Origin of the sequence: Thiohalomonas denitrificans (assembly GCF_900102855.1) — a bacterium.
In the GTDB taxonomy this organism is placed as follows: Bacteria; Pseudomonadota; Gammaproteobacteria; order Thiohalomonadales; family Thiohalomonadaceae; genus Thiohalomonas; species Thiohalomonas denitrificans.
This window is the reverse complement of the sequence record NZ_FMWD01000005.1, coordinates 100,184-116,394: the sequence shown is the minus strand read 5'-3', so window position 1 is coordinate 116,394 and position 16,211 is coordinate 100,184. Positions and strand designations below refer to the sequence as shown.

The 16,211-nt window shown below is 59.9% G+C and carries 14 protein-coding genes; 4 read left to right on the top strand and 10 right to left on the bottom strand.

The window, feature by feature from the left end; genetic code table 11:
- Window positions 1-198: 198 nt before the first annotated feature.
- From BLP65_RS09095 to BLP65_RS09060, 8 genes are all read right to left on the bottom strand, one after another.
- Entirely contained in the window at window positions 199-2,901 is a 2,703-nt protein-coding gene (locus BLP65_RS09095) for an EAL domain-containing protein (protein WP_092995754.1), read from the bottom strand.
- Window positions 2,898-5,063 (bottom strand): DctP family TRAP transporter solute-binding subunit, encoded by a 2,166-nt coding sequence (locus tag BLP65_RS09090; RefSeq protein ID WP_092995751.1) that lies wholly within the window; start codon window positions 5,061-5,063, stop codon window positions 2,898-2,900. The genes BLP65_RS09095 and BLP65_RS09090 overlap by 4 nt, the downstream gene beginning before the upstream one ends.
- 423 nt (window positions 5,064-5,486) lie before the next feature.
- Window positions 5,487-6,353, bottom strand: coding sequence for a 2Fe-2S iron-sulfur cluster-binding protein (locus tag BLP65_RS09085; RefSeq protein WP_092995749.1), 867 nt, complete (start codon window positions 6,351-6,353; stop codon window positions 5,487-5,489).
- Between the two features lies 1 nt (window position 6,354).
- On the bottom strand, window positions 6,355-6,774 hold the full coding sequence (locus BLP65_RS09080; RefSeq protein WP_092995746.1) for a roadblock/LC7 domain-containing protein: 420 nt from the start codon (window positions 6,772-6,774) through the stop codon (window positions 6,355-6,357).
- A gap of 70 nt (window positions 6,775-6,844) precedes the next feature.
- On the bottom strand, window positions 6,845-7,258 hold the full coding sequence (locus BLP65_RS09075) for a hypothetical protein (protein WP_092995743.1): 414 nt from the start codon (window positions 7,256-7,258) through the stop codon (window positions 6,845-6,847).
- 20 nt (window positions 7,259-7,278) lie between these two features.
- A complete protein-coding gene (locus BLP65_RS09070; RefSeq protein WP_092995740.1) occupies window positions 7,279-8,625 on the bottom strand; it encodes a phosphatase domain-containing putative toxin in 1,347 nt (448 codons plus the stop codon).
- 6 nt (window positions 8,626-8,631) lie between these two features.
- Complete coding sequence (locus BLP65_RS09065) at window positions 8,632-9,165, bottom strand: GTP-binding protein (protein ID WP_092995737.1); 534 nt, start codon at window positions 9,163-9,165, stop codon at window positions 8,632-8,634.
- An 8-nt stretch (window positions 9,166-9,173) separates the two neighbouring features.
- A complete protein-coding gene (locus tag BLP65_RS09060; protein WP_092995734.1) occupies window positions 9,174-9,815 on the bottom strand; it encodes a hypothetical protein in 642 nt (213 codons plus the stop codon).
- Window positions 9,816-10,204: 389 nt separating this feature from the next.
- Here BLP65_RS09060 and BLP65_RS09055 point away from each other — a divergent pair, with 389 nt between their 5' ends.
- Window positions 10,205-10,357 carry a hypothetical protein gene (locus tag BLP65_RS09055; RefSeq protein ID WP_217631955.1) on the top strand — a complete coding sequence of 51 codons (153 nt, stop codon included), beginning with the start codon at window positions 10,205-10,207 and terminating at the stop codon, window positions 10,355-10,357.
- A 208-nt stretch (window positions 10,358-10,565) separates the two neighbouring features.
- Complete coding sequence (locus tag BLP65_RS09050) at window positions 10,566-10,922, top strand: hypothetical protein (protein WP_217631954.1); 357 nt, start codon at window positions 10,566-10,568, stop codon at window positions 10,920-10,922.
- A 69-nt stretch (window positions 10,923-10,991) separates the two neighbouring features.
- On the opposite strand, the gene BLP65_RS09045 is transcribed toward BLP65_RS09050, so the two are convergent.
- Both BLP65_RS09045 and BLP65_RS09040 read right to left on the bottom strand, forming a co-directional pair.
- Complete coding sequence (locus tag BLP65_RS09045) at window positions 10,992-12,437, bottom strand: sensor histidine kinase (protein ID WP_092995731.1); 1,446 nt, start codon at window positions 12,435-12,437, stop codon at window positions 10,992-10,994.
- Window positions 12,438-12,884: 447 nt separating this feature from the next.
- Window positions 12,885-13,790: a DUF305 domain-containing protein gene (locus BLP65_RS09040; RefSeq protein WP_092995728.1), complete on the bottom strand. Its 906-nt coding sequence runs from the start codon at window positions 13,788-13,790 to the stop codon at window positions 12,885-12,887.
- A gap of 329 nt (window positions 13,791-14,119) precedes the next feature.
- On the opposite strand from BLP65_RS09040, the gene BLP65_RS09035 reads away from it, so the two are divergent.
- Together BLP65_RS09035 and BLP65_RS09030 are read left to right on the top strand one after the other, a co-directional pair.
- Entirely contained in the window at window positions 14,120-15,367 is a 1,248-nt protein-coding gene (locus tag BLP65_RS09035) for an MFS transporter (RefSeq protein ID WP_092995725.1), read from the top strand.
- A gap of 68 nt (window positions 15,368-15,435) precedes the next feature.
- Window positions 15,436-16,146: an rRNA pseudouridine synthase gene (locus BLP65_RS09030; RefSeq protein ID WP_092995722.1), complete on the top strand. Its 711-nt coding sequence runs from the start codon at window positions 15,436-15,438 to the stop codon at window positions 16,144-16,146.
- The last annotated feature ends 65 nt before the right edge of the window (window positions 16,147-16,211 follow it).

Sequence of the window (16,211 nt, the reverse complement as noted above, 5' to 3'; positions counted from 1 at the left end):
GGTGTCGAAACTGATAAAAAAACATCAAAACCGGGGGCCACAACTATCCCCGGGACGAGTCCATCGGGAGCCTGCTGACTGGATCGGCGGTGTCCGGCATAGAGGCGTAGCTTCGATTCTGGCGCTTCAGCGGAACTGCGGGAACTCGGGATCGTGATGCCAAGGGAGATGGTCAGGTGAATAGCCAGAAATATGTGATCACGTTTTCCGTGGTGTGACTGAGGTTATCTCCGTTTCGGGTTTCGATGGCAGGCTGCGGAGCTGTGTCACCAGCCGGTCGCGGAGGCGAAGGAGGGCGGCGCGGTATTTCTGCAGATTTCTGCGGCTGCTGTGGTGTGATTGCGACAGCTCCACCGCCAGTGCATGGAATTCGTGGTGGATCGCGTCGAGCTGCTTGAGTTCAGGGCGGTTGCCGAGGGTTGTCCCGCGCTGCTGTGCAAGCCAGCGGCCAACGTAACACGCGTGTTCGTCCAGGGCGGGCAGGGGGCGGGTGCCTTTCTCCTCCTCGAGCCAGGCGATCAGCTCCCGGACCCAGCGCCGGTGTTCGAATTCGGCCGTCACCGGCGAGAGTGCATGCCCGAGGGGCGGAGTGCTCGCGGTGCTGAAGGGGCGGGCGCGATAATCCTCGAACCAGGAGGGAAAATCCGAGCCCGGCATCGGACGGGCGATGCCGTAGCCCTGCCCGAGATCACAACCGAGCTGGAGTAGTGCGGCACCGTGTTCTTCGGTTTCCACCCCTTCGGCGATAACCTGCCGGTGGAAGGCGCGGGAGAGGCCGATGATACCCTCGACGATCGCCAGGTCCTGGCTGTCGGTGAGCATGTCCCGCACGAAGGACTGATCGATCTTGAGGGTCTGGGCCGGCAGCTTTTTCAGGTAACCCAGCGACGCGTAGCCGGTGCCGAAATCATCCAGGGCGAAACTGACGCCGAGCTTGCGGCATGACTCGAGCACGACGGAGACCTGGCGTATGTCGGCAAAGGCGGTGGTTTCCAGGATCTCCAATTCCACCGCACTCGGCGGCACCTCGGGGTGGGCCATCAATGCCGCTTCGAGATTGGCGCGGAAATCGGATTTCTGCAGGTGCCGTCCGGAGATGTTGATGCTGACGGTCAGGTCGATTCCCGCCGTGCGCCACGCCGCCAGATCGGTTAACGCCTGATCCAGCACCCATTGGTCGATGCTGACGATAAGGTCGGTGTTCTCCAGTAGCGGCAGGAACTCGCCGGGCGGAACCAGTCCGCGTTCCGGGTGCTGCCAGCGGATAAGCGCCTCGGCGCCGACAAGGGTTCCGCTGCGCATATCCACCTTCGGCTGGTAGTGGAGGACGAACTCGCCGTTGACCAGCGCCCGTTCCAGCCGGCCGAGCGCCTCGCGCCGGGTGCGGACCTCGCGGTCATGTTCCGGATCGAACAGGTGGTAGCGGTTTCGGCCGTTCTGCTTGGCCAGATACATCGCCTGATCGGCATGGCGCAGCAGTGTGTCTGGATCGCTGTTGTCGTATGGGAAAAGGGTGACGCCGATGCTTGCCGACACTTCCACCTTGCGCTCGGCCCCGAGACGGTAGGGGTGTGCCAGTGTCTTCAAGAGGCGCTCCAGCGCCTGCTCCGCCTCCTCGACTTGATGCAGATCGCCATAGAGCAGTACGAACTCGTCGCCGCCGAGGCGTGCGACGGTGTCGGCACCACGCACCGAACGGTGCAGGCGCTCGGCCACATTGACCAGCAGCAGGTCACCAATGTCGTGGCCGTAGTTGTCGTTCACCGGCTTGAAGCCGTCCAGATCGAGATAGCAGATGGCCAGTAGCGTATTGGAGCGCTTGGCCCGTGCGAGTGCCTGCTGTATCCGATCGGCCAGCAGTACGCGATTGGGGAGTCGCGTCAGCGAGTCGAAGTGCGCCATCTGTTCCAGGCTCTGCTGCTGGCGCTGGAGTTCGGCGGCGTGGTGCGCAAACCCTTGGGCGAGCTCCTCCAGTTCATCTCCGGTGCCGAGGGGGCGCCCGAGAAGTTCGGGAGACTCGTCGGCGGTCACGCGGCGGTGCAGCGCCAGAATCGGGCGGGCGATGGTGTTGCCGATCCAGGCGGAGACGAAAACCGCCGCCAGGGTCAGCACCGCACCCAGCAAGATAAACCGCTGGACCGCGTCCCATACCGGCGCCAGATAGATCCTTTCGGGAAACCCGACTTCAACCTCAAGCCCAAGAGTGTTGAGCAGTGGTGTGCGGCTGTCGGCGCTTACGCGCTGGCTGATATAGCGTTCGTCTGGGGAGTGGCGGTGGGAGACGACCTCCTCTCCGCCGACCAGCAGCTTGTAATAGCCCTCGCTCTGGTACAGCCGGCTGCGCTGGCTGATGGCGTCGAGATCGAATTCGACCACCAGTGCGCCCTGGGTGGTGGCGTAGTACTCGACGGGCGCGGCGACTATCAGGCGCTCTTCTGAAGGACGGATGAACAGGGTGAGCTGACCCATGGCGAGCGCCCCACGGAGTTCGGTGGAACGGTTGTACTCGCGCAGTTCGCTCTGTCTCTGGTAGATCGGCCGGCCGTCGAAGTCGACCAGTGAGAAGGCGGCGACGTCGCCCCCGGCGGCAAAATTTTTCGCCAGTTCCGGCAGGTAGGTCTGGCGCCCCTGGGGGTCGAGCAGGCCGTTGATGACCAGCTGGCTGCCTGCGAGCCGTCCGGTATTCTCTACCAGGTAGGCGATGCGCTGCTCCAGCAGCATCTGTGCCGAGCGGCTGACGTCCTCGAGCGTCGCATGCATCTGCCGGCTCAGGTAGCCGTTGAGCAGGACGGCGACCAGCACCGTCACCAGCATCATGATGGCTGCCACAAAGACGGAAGTCTGAAGCATCAGCTTGCGCTTCAAGCTGAATTTTCGCTCACTGGCGGCATGCGCTCTCATGGAGCGATTCCGTCATCGGGGCCGGGGCGCAGGGGAATGATGGCACCATCCTCTGCGAACCGTGCCATGCGGTAGTCCCGAGGGCCGAGCGCGTCGTGGCGCTCGGGCGTGAACGGCGGTGAATACCGTTTCACGGCACCATCGTGGCGCTTCAACCGCTCCAGAGCGTCCCGCACTGCAGCGCGGTCGCTGGAGCCGGCCTGCTCAATGGCGGCGGCGAGCAGGTGCACCAGGTCGTAGGCGTGGGCGACTCCGGCCGGTGCGAGGATCTTCCGATCGGAAGAGACGGCATAGCGTTCTTTATAGCGGCTGGCGAGATGCGCGCTGGCGGGGCCCCGCGGCTCGAGAAAGGAGAAGGTCTGAAAGAATGTGAGGTCGATTTGCTCGAGCGCCTCCCGGTTGGCACTCCAGAAGTCGCCGCCGGTAATACCCCAGTGGGAGAAGAGCGGCAGGGGAGCAGTGCGCTGCGCCAGTACGTCGACGATGAGCTGCCCCTCATGCGGGTTGGTGACCATCACGATCACATCGGCCCCGCTCTGTTCTATACGTGTCAGATAGGGGGCAAACTCGGTCTCTCCGCGGTTGAACGATTCGGTATGCGCAAATGTGTGGCCGCGCTTCGCCAGGGCCTCTCTCATCGCCTTGAGACTGCTGCGGCCCCAGACGCTGTTTTCGAGCAGAATCGCCGGTCGCCGGTACGCTTGCAGCAGATGATCAAGCATGAACGGTGCGACCAACCGATCGTTGGCCGAGACCCGGAAAACGAAATTGGGGGAGTAGCGGTTTTCGACCACGCCGGTGGCGGAGGACCAGGCGGCCAGCAGCGGCAGCCCGGCCTCGTGCGCCGGCTGCAATTGTGCGGTGGTCACCGGGCTGTTTTGGCCGGTGATGACGGCGATAACCTCGGGCTCATCGATAAAACGGCTCAGATTGCGCACCCCCTGGCTCGGCATCCCCTTGTGGTCCCGGGTGCGCAGCTTGAGGCGCTTGTCGAGTACGCCGCCGGCGACGTTGATCTCCTCGATGGCGAGCGCGGCGCCGCGTTTGAGAGCGAGCCCCGAGCTCCCGCCATCCATTGACAGATCGGCGTCCAGCCCCACCACGATGGAACGGTTCCCCTTGCCGCTGTATTTTCGGTCGAGCAGCTCCTGGGTCCTGGAGAGCAGATCGGCGCCGATCACCGGCTCGAAGATGTCGGCGATATGGGTGGTGCGTTCGGCAAACGCCTGCTGTGCCTCGCTGTCGAGCCGATGAATGGTAACGCCCGCCTCGCGAATTGCCTCGAGCAGCATCTCCTCGCGGCGGTGGGTCTCCGCACGTTCCCACGGGGTCAACTCACGGGCGGTATCGATCAGGATTGAGCGGATCTCCTGGGGCAGCCGTTCGAACACCGCGGCGCTGATGGAGAAGACGTAGCCCATGTAGCCGTGATTACTCAGCGTCAGATGCGACTGTTCCTGGTGGATGCCCATGCTGACGATGGCGACCAGCGGGTTCTCCTGGCCATCGACCACACCATCGTGCAGCGCCTCGCGGGTGGCATGGAAGTCGATTGGAATGGGGTGGGCGTCGAGCGCCCTGAACTGTTCCATCAGGATGCGGCTTTTCATGATCCGCATGTTTAGGCCGGCGAAATCCTCGGGACGCTGCAGCGGACGATTCGCGGTGAACTGTTTGAAGCCATTTTCCCAGAAGGTGACGCCGATGAGGCCGATGCTGCGAAGCTTGTCGAGCAGTATCTGTCCGGGCTCCCCGTCGAGCATCTCGTAGAGATCATTTCGCGACGGGAAGTAGAAGGGGAGGTCGGCATACTGCATCGCCGGCAACGGGACGCTCAGCTTGGCGGTCGGCGTCAGGATGATATCCAGTTCGCCGGCACGCGCCATCTCCACCATCTGGTGATCGTTGCCGAGCTGCTGTGCCGGATAGACGTCGACCCGGACCCGGCCGCCGCTCCTGCTCTGGACCTCCTCGGCGAAGCGGACGGAGGCCTGGTGCAGTGCGCTGTCGGCGGGAATGTTGTGGCCGAAACGTAAAACCCACTCGGCTCCGGTGGTGGAGGGCGTCTCCGGCGCCACGGAGCCTGGCCTCGGCGCGGGCCAGATGACATAAATGACAGCGAAAAGGAGTGCGAGCCCCATCGCTGCCGCAAGTCTATTCATGGTGCTGCCCTCTGGTGCGCCGAATGTTCCACGGAAGTGTTAGGGATTCATGGCGAAGGGCCGATTGGTGGTTTGTTCACCAGGTCACATAGTACGCCGAATCCCGGACGGCCATCAACGAGAATGTGCCGCATGCGCCAGGGGGCGACGTGGGTTACCCGCTTGGGCAATAGACGACGGGAAAAAGGAACCAGCATGGACACCCATCGTTAGAGATGGCCGGTTTTTGAGAGCTAACTTTGGTGGACCCTGATCACCTGCTGTGCTCCTCACGCAGGTGGAGGCGGCGCGAATCTGGACTTGCTGCGGGAAATTTGCTGCGTGAGATCGAGCGGAGTTCCTGGCCGGGAAGTCAGGGCGCTGGACTGGCAACCGGCCCTGGCCATTGGATGCTCGGCCTGGCCGGTTGGCTGCTAAACCGGCCTATGCAGTCGTCATCGAGGTCGGGGTCAAGTGCGCGCAGGTAGGGCAGTAGATCGTTCCGAGTCGCAGGTGGTAACGGACGGTAACGCCGGGATCGATCTCCTCGCCGCACGCGTCGCAGAGTGAGCCGACGTCAAGGGTCTCTTCTCCGAAGCCGTCCAGCGGCTGTTCCATGCCATCGATCACTTTCGGGTGGGGCTTGCTCTTGACGATGTCATCGCGAAAACTGTCTTCAATCTGCATCCAGCGGGCGATGAGTGAGTCGGGTAAACCGGAGCGGCCCAGACATTCCATCATCAGGTCCCGGCGGTAGTCGAACAACTCATCGGAGATGACCATCCAGTGATGACCGTTCTTGGGCCGGTCGCCGAAGAACACCTTTTCGCCGCTGATCAACTGGCGCATAAAAAGGTACTGCTTATCGACGGAGCGGGTTTTGGTTGTGTCTTTGAAAAAGGGAGACAGCCTTTCGTCGCCGTAGACCCGGGTGTAGAAGTCTTCGAGGATTTGCCGCAGGACCACGCCGTTGCCGAGGGCGGCCCATAGGTCGGGATCAGGAAGGCGTGGGCCGGAATTTGCCTTCTTTGGTGCACTATGCGCGGATGCAGCCGCGCTGTCCGTGATCACCATGTTGTTGGTAGGTACGCAGCGGCAGGGCATGAATTCACCCGCGGCGCAAAGCTCAGGGGCCAGCCCTTGTTGCGCCTGTGGGGGAATCTTTCCTTCTGTGCAGCGTTTCAGGCAGACACGGCAGATGCCGTTGCGGCAGGAGAAAGCGACATCGGCGCCTTGGCGCAACAGTGCATCGAGGAGTACTTCACCCTTTCGGCATTCATAGTGGTCGCCGTTGTATTCAATGAGTGTCATGTCAGTGCTCCTTGCCAGTGCTTGAGGTATTGATCAGGATATTGATCTTCTCGGCGGTCGTGCGGGCATCGATGAATACCCGCCCGAGATTGGGTGTCGGCTTGGCAGCGAGGGCTAGCACTGCGTCCGACCCCGCCTGCACCAGCAGCATTAAGCCAGAGGTCCCGTCGATGAGTACCTGCTTGAGTTGACCGCGCGCCACTTCCGCTGCTGCCCGTTCCGCCAGTGCCAGTAGCGAGGCGGACATGGCGCCAAAACGGTCCTGATCGATTTCATCCCCGAGGACCGAACCGATAATCAATCCGTCCGTTGTGACTGCGGCAGCAGCCTCGATATCATTGTTGGTGGCATTGAGCGCGCGCAGCACGGAACGTACCTGGCTAGCCTTGGGGTGGGCGCCACTCTCCGGAATTGTAACCATTTCGGTAACCTGTTAAGTCGTGAAAGGGGAGACTGCCGGCACTTTTTGCCGGCGGTCCTGGCCCTTTTTGTTATAAAGCATTCTCTATACTGGGCATCGATGAGCGCGCCTTTGTCAATACCATGCCGAGGTTGGCTGATAAACGGCAGACGAAGGTGACGACGTGCTCGGGGTTCGTTTTGCCGCGCAGGAAAATGTGAATAAGGTTGTCGCTGTTGATGATCATTTCCTGGAAATAGTGATGGCCGTCGTTTTCCGGTAGCCCACGGGAACGCTTGAACAGGTTCTCTATGGTTTGCACATTCTGGCCCTGGAAAAGATCGGCAGTGGCAGCGGCGAGGAGCTCCAACACCTCGTTGGGATGAGAGTCCACCGTTCTGATGTCCAAGAGCATGCCGGTGCTCAGGTCGACATAGCCTGCTGCCAGGCATTCGGGAATGGATGCCACTGACGCTTGCAAGGCTGCATTGAGGTCGTTCGCCATGTGTTTTCTCCTAAGTAAGTTTATTGGTTTGATGCCGTTGGATTGCTATCTCCGCCGGAGCATCCCCGCTCCGCACGGTTGTCGGCCAGCTGGGCTGCGAAATCATCCAGAAATGCTACTTGCTCCTGCGACTGGACCCAGCGGGGTTCTACACGTCGCACCTGTTCCAGTGCGGTGAGCGCCGATTTCCCTTCCCAGATTAAATAGGCTGCGAGGACAGTGCCGGTACGGCCGAGACCAGCGCGGCAGTGGACGGCGATAACCTCTCCTTGCCCCAGCAGGACCTCTATGTGTTCGCAAATGTCGACGGCGAACGCATAGTCGGGGGCCTGCATGTCTATGATGGGAAAACGTAATGATTTGATGCCGTGGGATTTGAGCACCTCCGGATCTACCGGTGTCTGGGTGAGCGAAATCAAGGTGTTGATTCCGACCCGGCGCAACGACTTCAAGTCGTAATCCATATCAAGAAAGATCCCCGGCCGCGGTGTTCCTGCGAGCGAGCCTTTTTTGAGCCAGAGAAATCCGCGGGGACCGAACGCATCGCTGACAAAGGTGGTTGCCTCTTTGGGCAAAGGAGGAGGCGGCAGTATGGCTTCGTCGAGAGTCTTCGGGTCGGCGTCCGGTGCCGGGACGCAACAGGTGCCGTGTTGGACGAACTGCTTGCCGGCTTTACTCTCCGGTTCTTCGAAGAAGGCTGAATTGGGGCGGATCTCCTGAATCATCCCACCAGCAAGCAGCGCGATCTCACCGGCCATATGTCGAGCCTGTTCCTGGCTATGCAGCACCACGACGATGGCACGGTTGGCGCTCTCCTTGCGGATATAATCCAGGAGCCGGTGAGCTTCGTCGCGCTCGAGCCCGGTTGTTGGCTCGTCGATACAGAGTAGCCGGGCACCGGTGGCCGTCAGGCGCAGGATGGCCAGGTGCCTCTGGATGGCCAGGGGCAGGCGTACCACCTGTTCATCAAGTCGATCCACAAGGGAGTCAAGACCTGCGCCACTGAGCAATCGCTGGGCCAGTTCGCGCTGCTGAAAAGGTGTGAGAGTATGCCGTTCCGGCAGTTCCTGAACCAGGTTTTGCAGAACACTGGACATCATCAGCTGCGCGCTTTGGGAAACCAGCGCTGGCCGTCCCACTTGGTTTAACTCTTCGCCCAGGTAAGTTGCCCTTCCCCAGGTGCGAAGTGATGGATTAGCGTCGTTAAAACCAGCAAGGGTACGCAGCAGCGTCGACTTTCCCGTCCCTGCAGGTCCCAATAAGGTCGTAATCTGTCGATCGTTGATTTCCAGCGCCAGCGAACTGAGGATGACTCGTTCACCAAACGCGACACCGTATCCTTGCAGGGAAAGAATGGGGGTAGTCATGGTGGCTCAACGTTTGAGAGTGGGGTCGAGAATGGACATCAGCACTAGTAGCAGCGCCTTGATATCGCTTCGCTCGCGGGCATCCATCTCGAGTACCGGCAGATTCAGACCCATCTCGGCCAGTTTACTGTGATAGGCGTTGAGCCCGGGTCGGCCCTCGATATCCATGCGGGTAACGCCGACCACGACAGCGTTTTTCTGGACGAACGAGTTGAAGGAGTCGAGATAGAGTTCCAGATCTGCCAACGGATCCTCGCGGCAGTTGTCCACCAGTAGTACCAGCCCGATACTCCCCTGGGCCAGGATGTCCCACATGAAACTGAAGCGCTCCTGACCGGGAGTGCCGTAAAGGTGCAATTTCACCCCACCCTCAAGGTTGAGCATGCCATAGTCCATGGCCACGGTCGTCCTGGCCTTGCGCAAGAGCGTGTCGTCGGTAGCGCCTGCGTCTGTGCGTACCACTTCGATATCGCTGATGGATTCAATCGCAGTGGTTTTGCCTGCGCCGACCGGGCCGGCAAAGGTAAGTTTGTGTTCCATAGCGTCTCCTATAGCCTCATGATTCGGTCGATCAGTTTGGAGAGCAGGGTTTGGCTGCGATGGGGTGGCAGGGCTGGCTCGTCGGGCTCGCGATTTACGGTGTGAGCAAGCCCGGCGCATCGAGCCGCACTGTAGAACTGATAGAGTTCATCGCTCGGCACTTTTAGCAAAGAGCCGATTAGCACGACTGAAGTCGGGTAGCGGGTCAACACCGCGCAGAGACGGGTAGTGTTTGGGGTGGTCGGCAGACGGCTGAGGTTGGGCCAGTGGCTCAGTTTAATGACATCGTCCCGATAGCAGCCATCCATCAGACGTCCCGCGGATGCGTGAAAACCGGCTTGCCACATCAGCTCGTCGATATCACGACCCCTTTTGATAGAAAGTATGCGCGGGTCGGCTTTGGCGAGAACCGTCACCTCCAGCTGGTCGGCAGGCGCACGGCAGAAAGGCTCCAGGGAGGGACCATCGACAAAGTATTCGCCCCGGGTGCTGAGCACAATGAGTTCACCCGCCCCAAGGAGGGAAATGGCGACGTTTTGTTCATTCACTGTGGCACGGCGAACACTATCGATCAGATACTCCTCAGGATCGAAGTAGTCCACTCCGCTCTTACGGATCTCATCATTAACACGATATTCGGTGGCCCCCATTTTCTCCCCCTTTTCTCGGACCTTGAACGCCCGGACTGGTTAATTTTTTATTCATTGGCCGGTTTGAATTTCCACAGGTACACGCAAGTGAGAAAGAAAAATTACGTCGCGCAGTACCGACCCGGTTTTTCTAACCGGCAATTTTTTTGGAATAGGATTCCGGCTGAGCTGCCATTATCGTGAATTGCGTCACAAAAATCTAGACTTATTCTAAATAGCTGCAGGTTATCTTAACTAACAGGGAAAAACGGGCAATTGTCGCGAGCGTAATTCGCCGGTCTGGCGACCAGCGTGATAGGAAGGAAAGTGCGCTGCTCCAGCCGGTTCGGCAGGCGCGAATCCCGGGTGTTCGTCGGTAGCCGAGTGTTTCCAAATATTCCGAGGCTCGCGTGATACCAACCACCGAAGAGCTAACCGGGATTGAACTGCGCCCGGTGTTTGAGGCGGAGGATTTCGGGGCCGAGTTCACGCCCGAGTTGCGGGCCCAAGAAGAGCGGCAGCGTGCCCGCGCCGAACAGATTGGAAAGGATACACAGCACTAAAGACGTATTCCCCACTAGCCAATTCATCCCTTCCGGTCGTCCTTTCTCCGTGGGCATGACACTCTTTCCCTGTGTGGCTTGTTGCCAGTTTAGGCTAAGGCGGGGCTCAAGGCAGCCGTCATCGTGCGTGTCGGACAGGAGCCCAGCCTCTGGGCGATTCGAAGTCAATCTGGTGGCCGGCCATGGAAACGTAAAACGCGGAGGAGAGATGAACGTATCGATTTCAAGGCTGCCCGAGGCCGTTACAGCGTGGGGAACCTCGGATTTCGCGGACACTCTGAAATCGGAGCTGGAGAATCTGGCACCCGATGCATTGCCCCTGCAACAGGGGCTCTCACACGGTAGCTATGTGAGTGGCGATCAGTTTGAGGTGATGATCCTGACGGTATCGGAGAGTCCCGGGATGATTCACGCACGGGTCGGCATCCACTATTTCAGCATCATTGCCGGTTGCAACTGTGCCGATGACCCCACCCCTGTGGACGAACTTCACGAGTACTGCGAGGTGGAAATCGAATTGGATAAAGCAACGGCGGAAGCGCGGGTGAGATTGCTGGTAGACTGACCTGCAAGTGAATAGATGAAGCTCATCACTTGGATTTGGGGCGAGGGATTGAAGCAGGTAGGGTTGTGACTACTTGGGCCAGGTGATGCGGATGACGGTACCTCGCGGATGGTTCGGCAGGGCTTCCACCTGCCCCCCATAGCCGAGTACGAGTTTTCGGACTACCGCGAGACCGATTCCGGTGTGTGCCTCTTTGCTGCCGGTGGCGAACATACGAAACACCTGCTGCCGCTCCTTCTCGGGAATGCCCGGCCCATCATCCACCACCTCAAGGTGCCAATGTTCGCCCGCGTCACGGGCACGGACCCACACGTGGCCGATGGGCCGGTCGTGATGCTGGACTGCGTTGTTGATCAGGTTTTGGAAGATCTGCCGTACATGTAAAGGATCGGCATTCAGGCGCGGCAGCGGCTGCTGCAATTCCAGATCGAAGTCCGCAGGTAGCGGCAGGTCAGCGAGGAGATCGTTCAGAAGATCGTCAAGTGCCACGCTATCCCGCCCGGCAGCCGGTTGGCCCAGTCGGGCATAGGTGAGCATTCCTTCGATGAGATCATCCATGCGCCGGACCCGCTCGCGCATCAGCTTGAGGTGGCGCCGGTTTTCGGGTTCCAGCCTTTCGGAGGCATCTTCGTCGATGATCAGCGCGAGATTGGCTATCGCGCGAAGCGGTGCCTTCAGGTCGTGGGAGGCGACGTAGGCGAACTGTTCCAGTTCCCTGTTTGCCGTGCTGAGGTCTGCGGTCCGCTCCTCGACAATTCGTTCGAGGTGTTCATGGTATTGTCTGAGTTCGGCTTCGGCGCTGAGCTTGGCATCAATCTCAGCCACAAGCTTCTTATTGAGCCCCTCCGCATGCTCTTTCGCTGCCTTCAACCTGTGTATCATCTCCTGGTTTTCGAAACGCAGCAGAAGTGATGTCCTGTTTACAGAATAGTTGTGCAGGGAAATCCTCCATAGCAGTCCTCCAAACAGAAAAACCATGGCTGCCATTGCGAAGTGAAAGTCATCGTTCAGCAAGATGAAGTGTATGGCCAGCGGGAGGAGGGCGGGGATGGTGTATGCAGCATAACCGGACTTCACCATGGAATAGGTGGAAGATGCACCTGCGGCCATTCCTCCGAGCACAAAGGCGAGGAAAACCTGGTGGGCGAGAGAGGCTTCCGCAAGTGGGAAAAGCCCGATACTTCCCCAGGCGGCTCCAGTGAGGACAAGCGAGATAAGAAACCGTCTTTTCCAGAGGATCGCCGTTTCGGTCTCAAAAGGGATTGAGCGAAACCATACCACCAGGCCCATACGCAGGAGTGTGATGATCCATATACTCGCGAGCCAAGTGGCGATGACTGGATAGCTCATCACACTCTTGGTGACGAAGAACACGAGAAGCGAATTGAGCAGGCTCGCCACGAAGCCTATGGGAGCAATGGTGTAAAGCTGTCTGACCTGCTCGGCGAGGATCAACGGCGCATATGGTGTATGGCTATTGACGGACTTGTCCTTTTGTTCGTTCTGTCCTGGCATGGCTCCCGCTCGGGTGTATGGGAATGTCCTTTCCGGAGGCGCTCCTGCAGGATGATGCCGCTGACTCGGAACACTCAGTTAATAGTATCAACTGTTGCTGAAGTGTCATTTTCTCAGCCTGCGGAGCGATTCTGGGGAGCCGCAGTGCGGCAAGGGCGGCGATACACCGATAGGGCCAGTCCAGAAAACTTTCGTTTGGAGTGGCCAGGGGGACTGTGAGTCGAACGCTCTATACTGGAGTAGATGAAAGTGACGTCCGGTGACGGCCGGACAGATCCTCAAGACCTACCTCACGCTCACGGCACACCTTTTCTCCTCGCCCATCCGGGGAATCAGTACGCTCTTTTTGTTGGATGCGGGCCTGAGTGCCATGAAGGCTTTGTCGAAAGTGCCTTCTTTACCACCGGTCAGATGGTTTGCGAGGAAACCAGATTGAGAGGTGCCACATCAGCCCGGATCGCAGAAGTAAAACCCTCGATAGCCGACACGGAGCCCCTGTTCGAGTTCCAAACGAAGATCAGCCTTCCAGCGCCGTACGCCGTTGATGGCTTCCGGCTCCTCATCCGGAACCGGCTTGACCACCATGCGGATACCGTCGGCGTGCAGCGTCGGGCCACGAAGCAGCCCCTCGAAGCCAGTGGCCGTTTCCGACTGTAATGGCACCAGCGTTCCGCTCAGCTTGGTCACCGCCTCGGCCGCGACACCTTGCCCCGCGGTTGCCCGCGCGACAAGCACAGGCGGTCCGGTGGCGGTCAGCGAGAAACTGCAACCCGGGGCGGCGGGAAGGACCTTGTTGAACTCTGCTGGTTGCATCGGCGCCGCATCGAGCGTGGCGATCTCGGGGCTACTGAGCGCCTCATCGAGCGAGGCGACCTCGGCCGGCTTTCCTTTATAGATTTCCGGATCTATGTTCCCAGGCAGCTCGGCGATGAGGTAACGCATCTCCGCAATCTCCCGCTCCTGCGCCTCGACAATCTCTTCGGCCAGCTTGCGAACGCGTGGATCGGTTATCTGTGCACGTTTGCTGGTGAGAATGGCGATGGAGTGGTGTGGGATCATCGCTCGCATGTAGCTCTCACCGCTCACTGTTGCCTGGCTGCGCACCAGCCAAAGTGCAAGCGAAAAAACAATGGCACTGCCGGCGAAGATAGCGATATTGACCTTCGTGTTTCGGTACATCCCCAGCATATAGCCGAGCATGATGATCGCCATGGTCGCACCCATCACAAACGCCATGTAAGCACGTGTCTCGCTCCAGAAGAGGTGTTCAAGCGCGTAACTGTTCAAGTACATCAGGCCAAACATGGCCAACGTGGAGGTGGCGATCATCGCGGCGAAGCGTAAATAGGACACCTTTAGTTCTCCTTAAGTCGTAACTGGATGTGTAAGCTCAGTGGCCGAAGGCGGGCATGCCTGTCCCTTTAATGTCGTGCTTTACGATCCAGAAAACTTCGCGCGCTTCCCAGTCGGCGGCGGCATGCGTCGCTAATTCGCAGCGAAACTACTCTCATTGTAGCCGTAGGGAATCTTCCGGAAACGAATGGCGAAACACTGCAAGCCGAATGGTATCTGGCTGGACGCTAGAGGGTGGCAATCCGGCGGCTGCCCCAGGTACGTTGGCTGGCCTTCTCCTCCTCGAATGGACTGAAGGACGAAGGGTCGAGCACTCTATACTGGAGCAAATGAGAGTCACGGCCCGGCAGATCCTCAATACCTATCTCACGCTCACCGTGCTCTCGACCTTTTCCTTTTCGTTCATCTGGGGCATCAATACGTTGTTCCTACTGGATGCGGGACTAAGTATCACCGAGGCTTTTGCCGCCAACGCATTCTTTACTGTCGGTCAGGTACTGTTCGAGGTGCCCACTGGTGTCGTTGCCGATGCGTTTGGCCGACGCATCTCATATCTGCTCGGGGCACTTACCCTGTTCGTGTCGACCGCCTTGTATCTCCTGCTCTGGGAGATCGAAGGCCCGTTCTGGGCGTGGGCGATCACTTCGGTCGTTCTTGGACTTGGCTTTACCTTCTTCAGTGGCGCCACCGAAGCGTGGCTCGTCGATGCCCTGAAGTTTGCTGACTATCGGGGGACGCTCGATGCAGCCTTCGCCAAAGGGCAGATCGCCGGGGGTATTGCCATGCTGATTGGGACCGTGAGCGGCGGTGTGGTGGCTCAGCTGACCCATCTTGGGGTGCCTTACGTTTTACGTGCGCTCATGCTGGGCCTGACCTTTCTGGTGGCCTATGCCCTGATGCATGATTATGGCTTTACCAGGCGAAGCGGCGCCTCTGTGTCAGGTGAGGTGCGCGGGGTTTTCAGCTCTTCATTGACCCATGGATTTCGAACCCCCCCGGTGCGCTGGCTGATGCTGGCGGAAGTGTTTGTGGCCGGTGTCGGTTATTACGCCTTCTATGCCATGCAACCCTACCTGCTCGCCCTCTACGGCCGGGAAGAGTCCTACGCCATCGCCGGGCTGGCGGCTGCGATCTTTGCCGGTGCGCAGATTGTGGGCGGTTTCCTGGTGCCGTATGTGCGGCGGGCGTTCGGACGCAGGACCACGCTGGTCTTTTTCACCTACCTCACGGGGGCGGGGGCATTGGCGCTGATCGGCTTTACCTCGGTGTTCTGGATGGCGTTGGTGTTGCTGGCGCTGTGGGCGGTTGTGGACGCGATCAGCTATCCGGTCCGGCAGGCCTTCATCAACGGTTTGATCCCGTCCGGGGAGAGGGCGACGGTGCTCTCTTTCGACAATCTGCTCAGCTCCAGCGGCGGCGTGGTGCTGCAGCCGGCCCTCGGTCGGGCAGCCGACGTTTGGAGCTATGCGATCTCGTATGTGTTGGGGGCGGGCGTGTCGCTTCTGGCACTGCCTTTTGTTCTGCTGGCCCGTCGGGAGAATGCGGTTTCGGATGCGACTTCGGGGGAGGGAAAATAGCCACGGTTTCGGATACCTTCGAATCTGCACCGGTTACAATGGTCGCTTGCCAACCAGGATGCCCTGTCATGACTGAAAGTCTCCGCCTCTCCAAGCGCGTTGCCCGTCTGCTGCCGTGTTCTCGCCGCGAGGCCGAGCTCTACATCAAGGGCGCTTGGGTGCGGGTGGATGGGGCGGTGGTGGAAGAGCCGCACTTCAGGGTCGCCGACGAGAAAATCGAGGTGGACCCGCAGGCGAAGGCCGTGCCCCTTGAGCCGGTGACGCTTCTGCTGAACCAGCCGCCGGAGATCGATCCGGAAAGCGCGCTGCAGCTGATTTCACACGCTTCGCACTCGCCGGATGACCCAAGCGAACGGCGCGTACTCAAGTGCCACTTCGCACGCCTCTCCCTGATGTTGCCACTGCAGCCAGGTGCCGGTGGCCTGGCCGTATTTACCCAGGACCGGCGCGTGGTGCGAAAGCTCACCGAAGACGCCGACCGGTTCGAGCAGGAGTACATCGTCGAGGTGGCCGGTGCGCTGGCGCCGGGCGGGCTCGAACGGCTTCAGCACGGACTTGAATTTGAAGGCCGGGTATTGCCACGTATCAAGGTCAGTTGGCAGAACGAAACCCGACTGCGTTTTGCCCTCAAGGATCCCCGGCCGGGCCAGATCCGCCATATGTGCGAACAGGTGGGGCTGAAGCTGGTGGCGATGAAGCGGATCCGCATCGGCCGGCTGCCGATGGCGAAGCTGCCGGCGGGGGAGTGGCGCTATATGGGCCACTGGGAGCGGTTTTAGCCCAACCGGAACAGGCGCGACCCAGCCCATAGGGTCGCGCCGCAGGTTCATCGGACGGGAGCAGG

Bases quoted from the DNA above. Each gene is read 5' to 3' on its own strand.
- BLP65_RS09095 (WP_092995754.1), bottom strand. From the start codon at position 2,901: ATGAGAGCGCATGCCGCCAGTGAGCGAAAATTCAGCTTGAAGCGCAAG.
- BLP65_RS09090 (WP_092995751.1), bottom strand. From the start codon at position 5,063: ATGAATAGACTTGCGGCAGCGATGGGGCTCGCACTCCTTTTCGCTGTC.
- BLP65_RS09085 (WP_092995749.1), bottom strand. From the start codon at position 6,353: ATGACACTCATTGAATACAACGGCGACCACTATGAATGCCGAAAGGGT.
- BLP65_RS09080 (WP_092995746.1), bottom strand. From the start codon at position 6,774: ATGGTTACAATTCCGGAGAGTGGCGCCCACCCCAAGGCTAGCCAGGTA.
- BLP65_RS09075 (WP_092995743.1), bottom strand. From the start codon at position 7,258: ATGGCGAACGACCTCAATGCAGCCTTGCAAGCGTCAGTGGCATCCATT.
- BLP65_RS09070 (WP_092995740.1), bottom strand. From the start codon at position 8,625: ATGACTACCCCCATTCTTTCCCTGCAAGGATACGGTGTCGCGTTTGGT.
- BLP65_RS09065 (WP_092995737.1), bottom strand. From the start codon at position 9,165: ATGGAACACAAACTTACCTTTGCCGGCCCGGTCGGCGCAGGCAAAACC.
- BLP65_RS09060 (WP_092995734.1), bottom strand. From the start codon at position 9,815: ATGGGGGCCACCGAATATCGTGTTAATGATGAGATCCGTAAGAGCGGA.
- BLP65_RS09050 (WP_217631954.1), top strand. From the start codon at position 10,566: ATGAACGTATCGATTTCAAGGCTGCCCGAGGCCGTTACAGCGTGGGGA.
- BLP65_RS09045 (WP_092995731.1), bottom strand. From the start codon at position 12,437: ATGCCAGGACAGAACGAACAAAAGGACAAGTCCGTCAATAGCCATACA.
- BLP65_RS09035 (WP_092995725.1), top strand. From the start codon at position 14,120: ATGAGAGTCACGGCCCGGCAGATCCTCAATACCTATCTCACGCTCACC.
- BLP65_RS09030 (WP_092995722.1), top strand. From the start codon at position 15,436: ATGACTGAAAGTCTCCGCCTCTCCAAGCGCGTTGCCCGTCTGCTGCCG.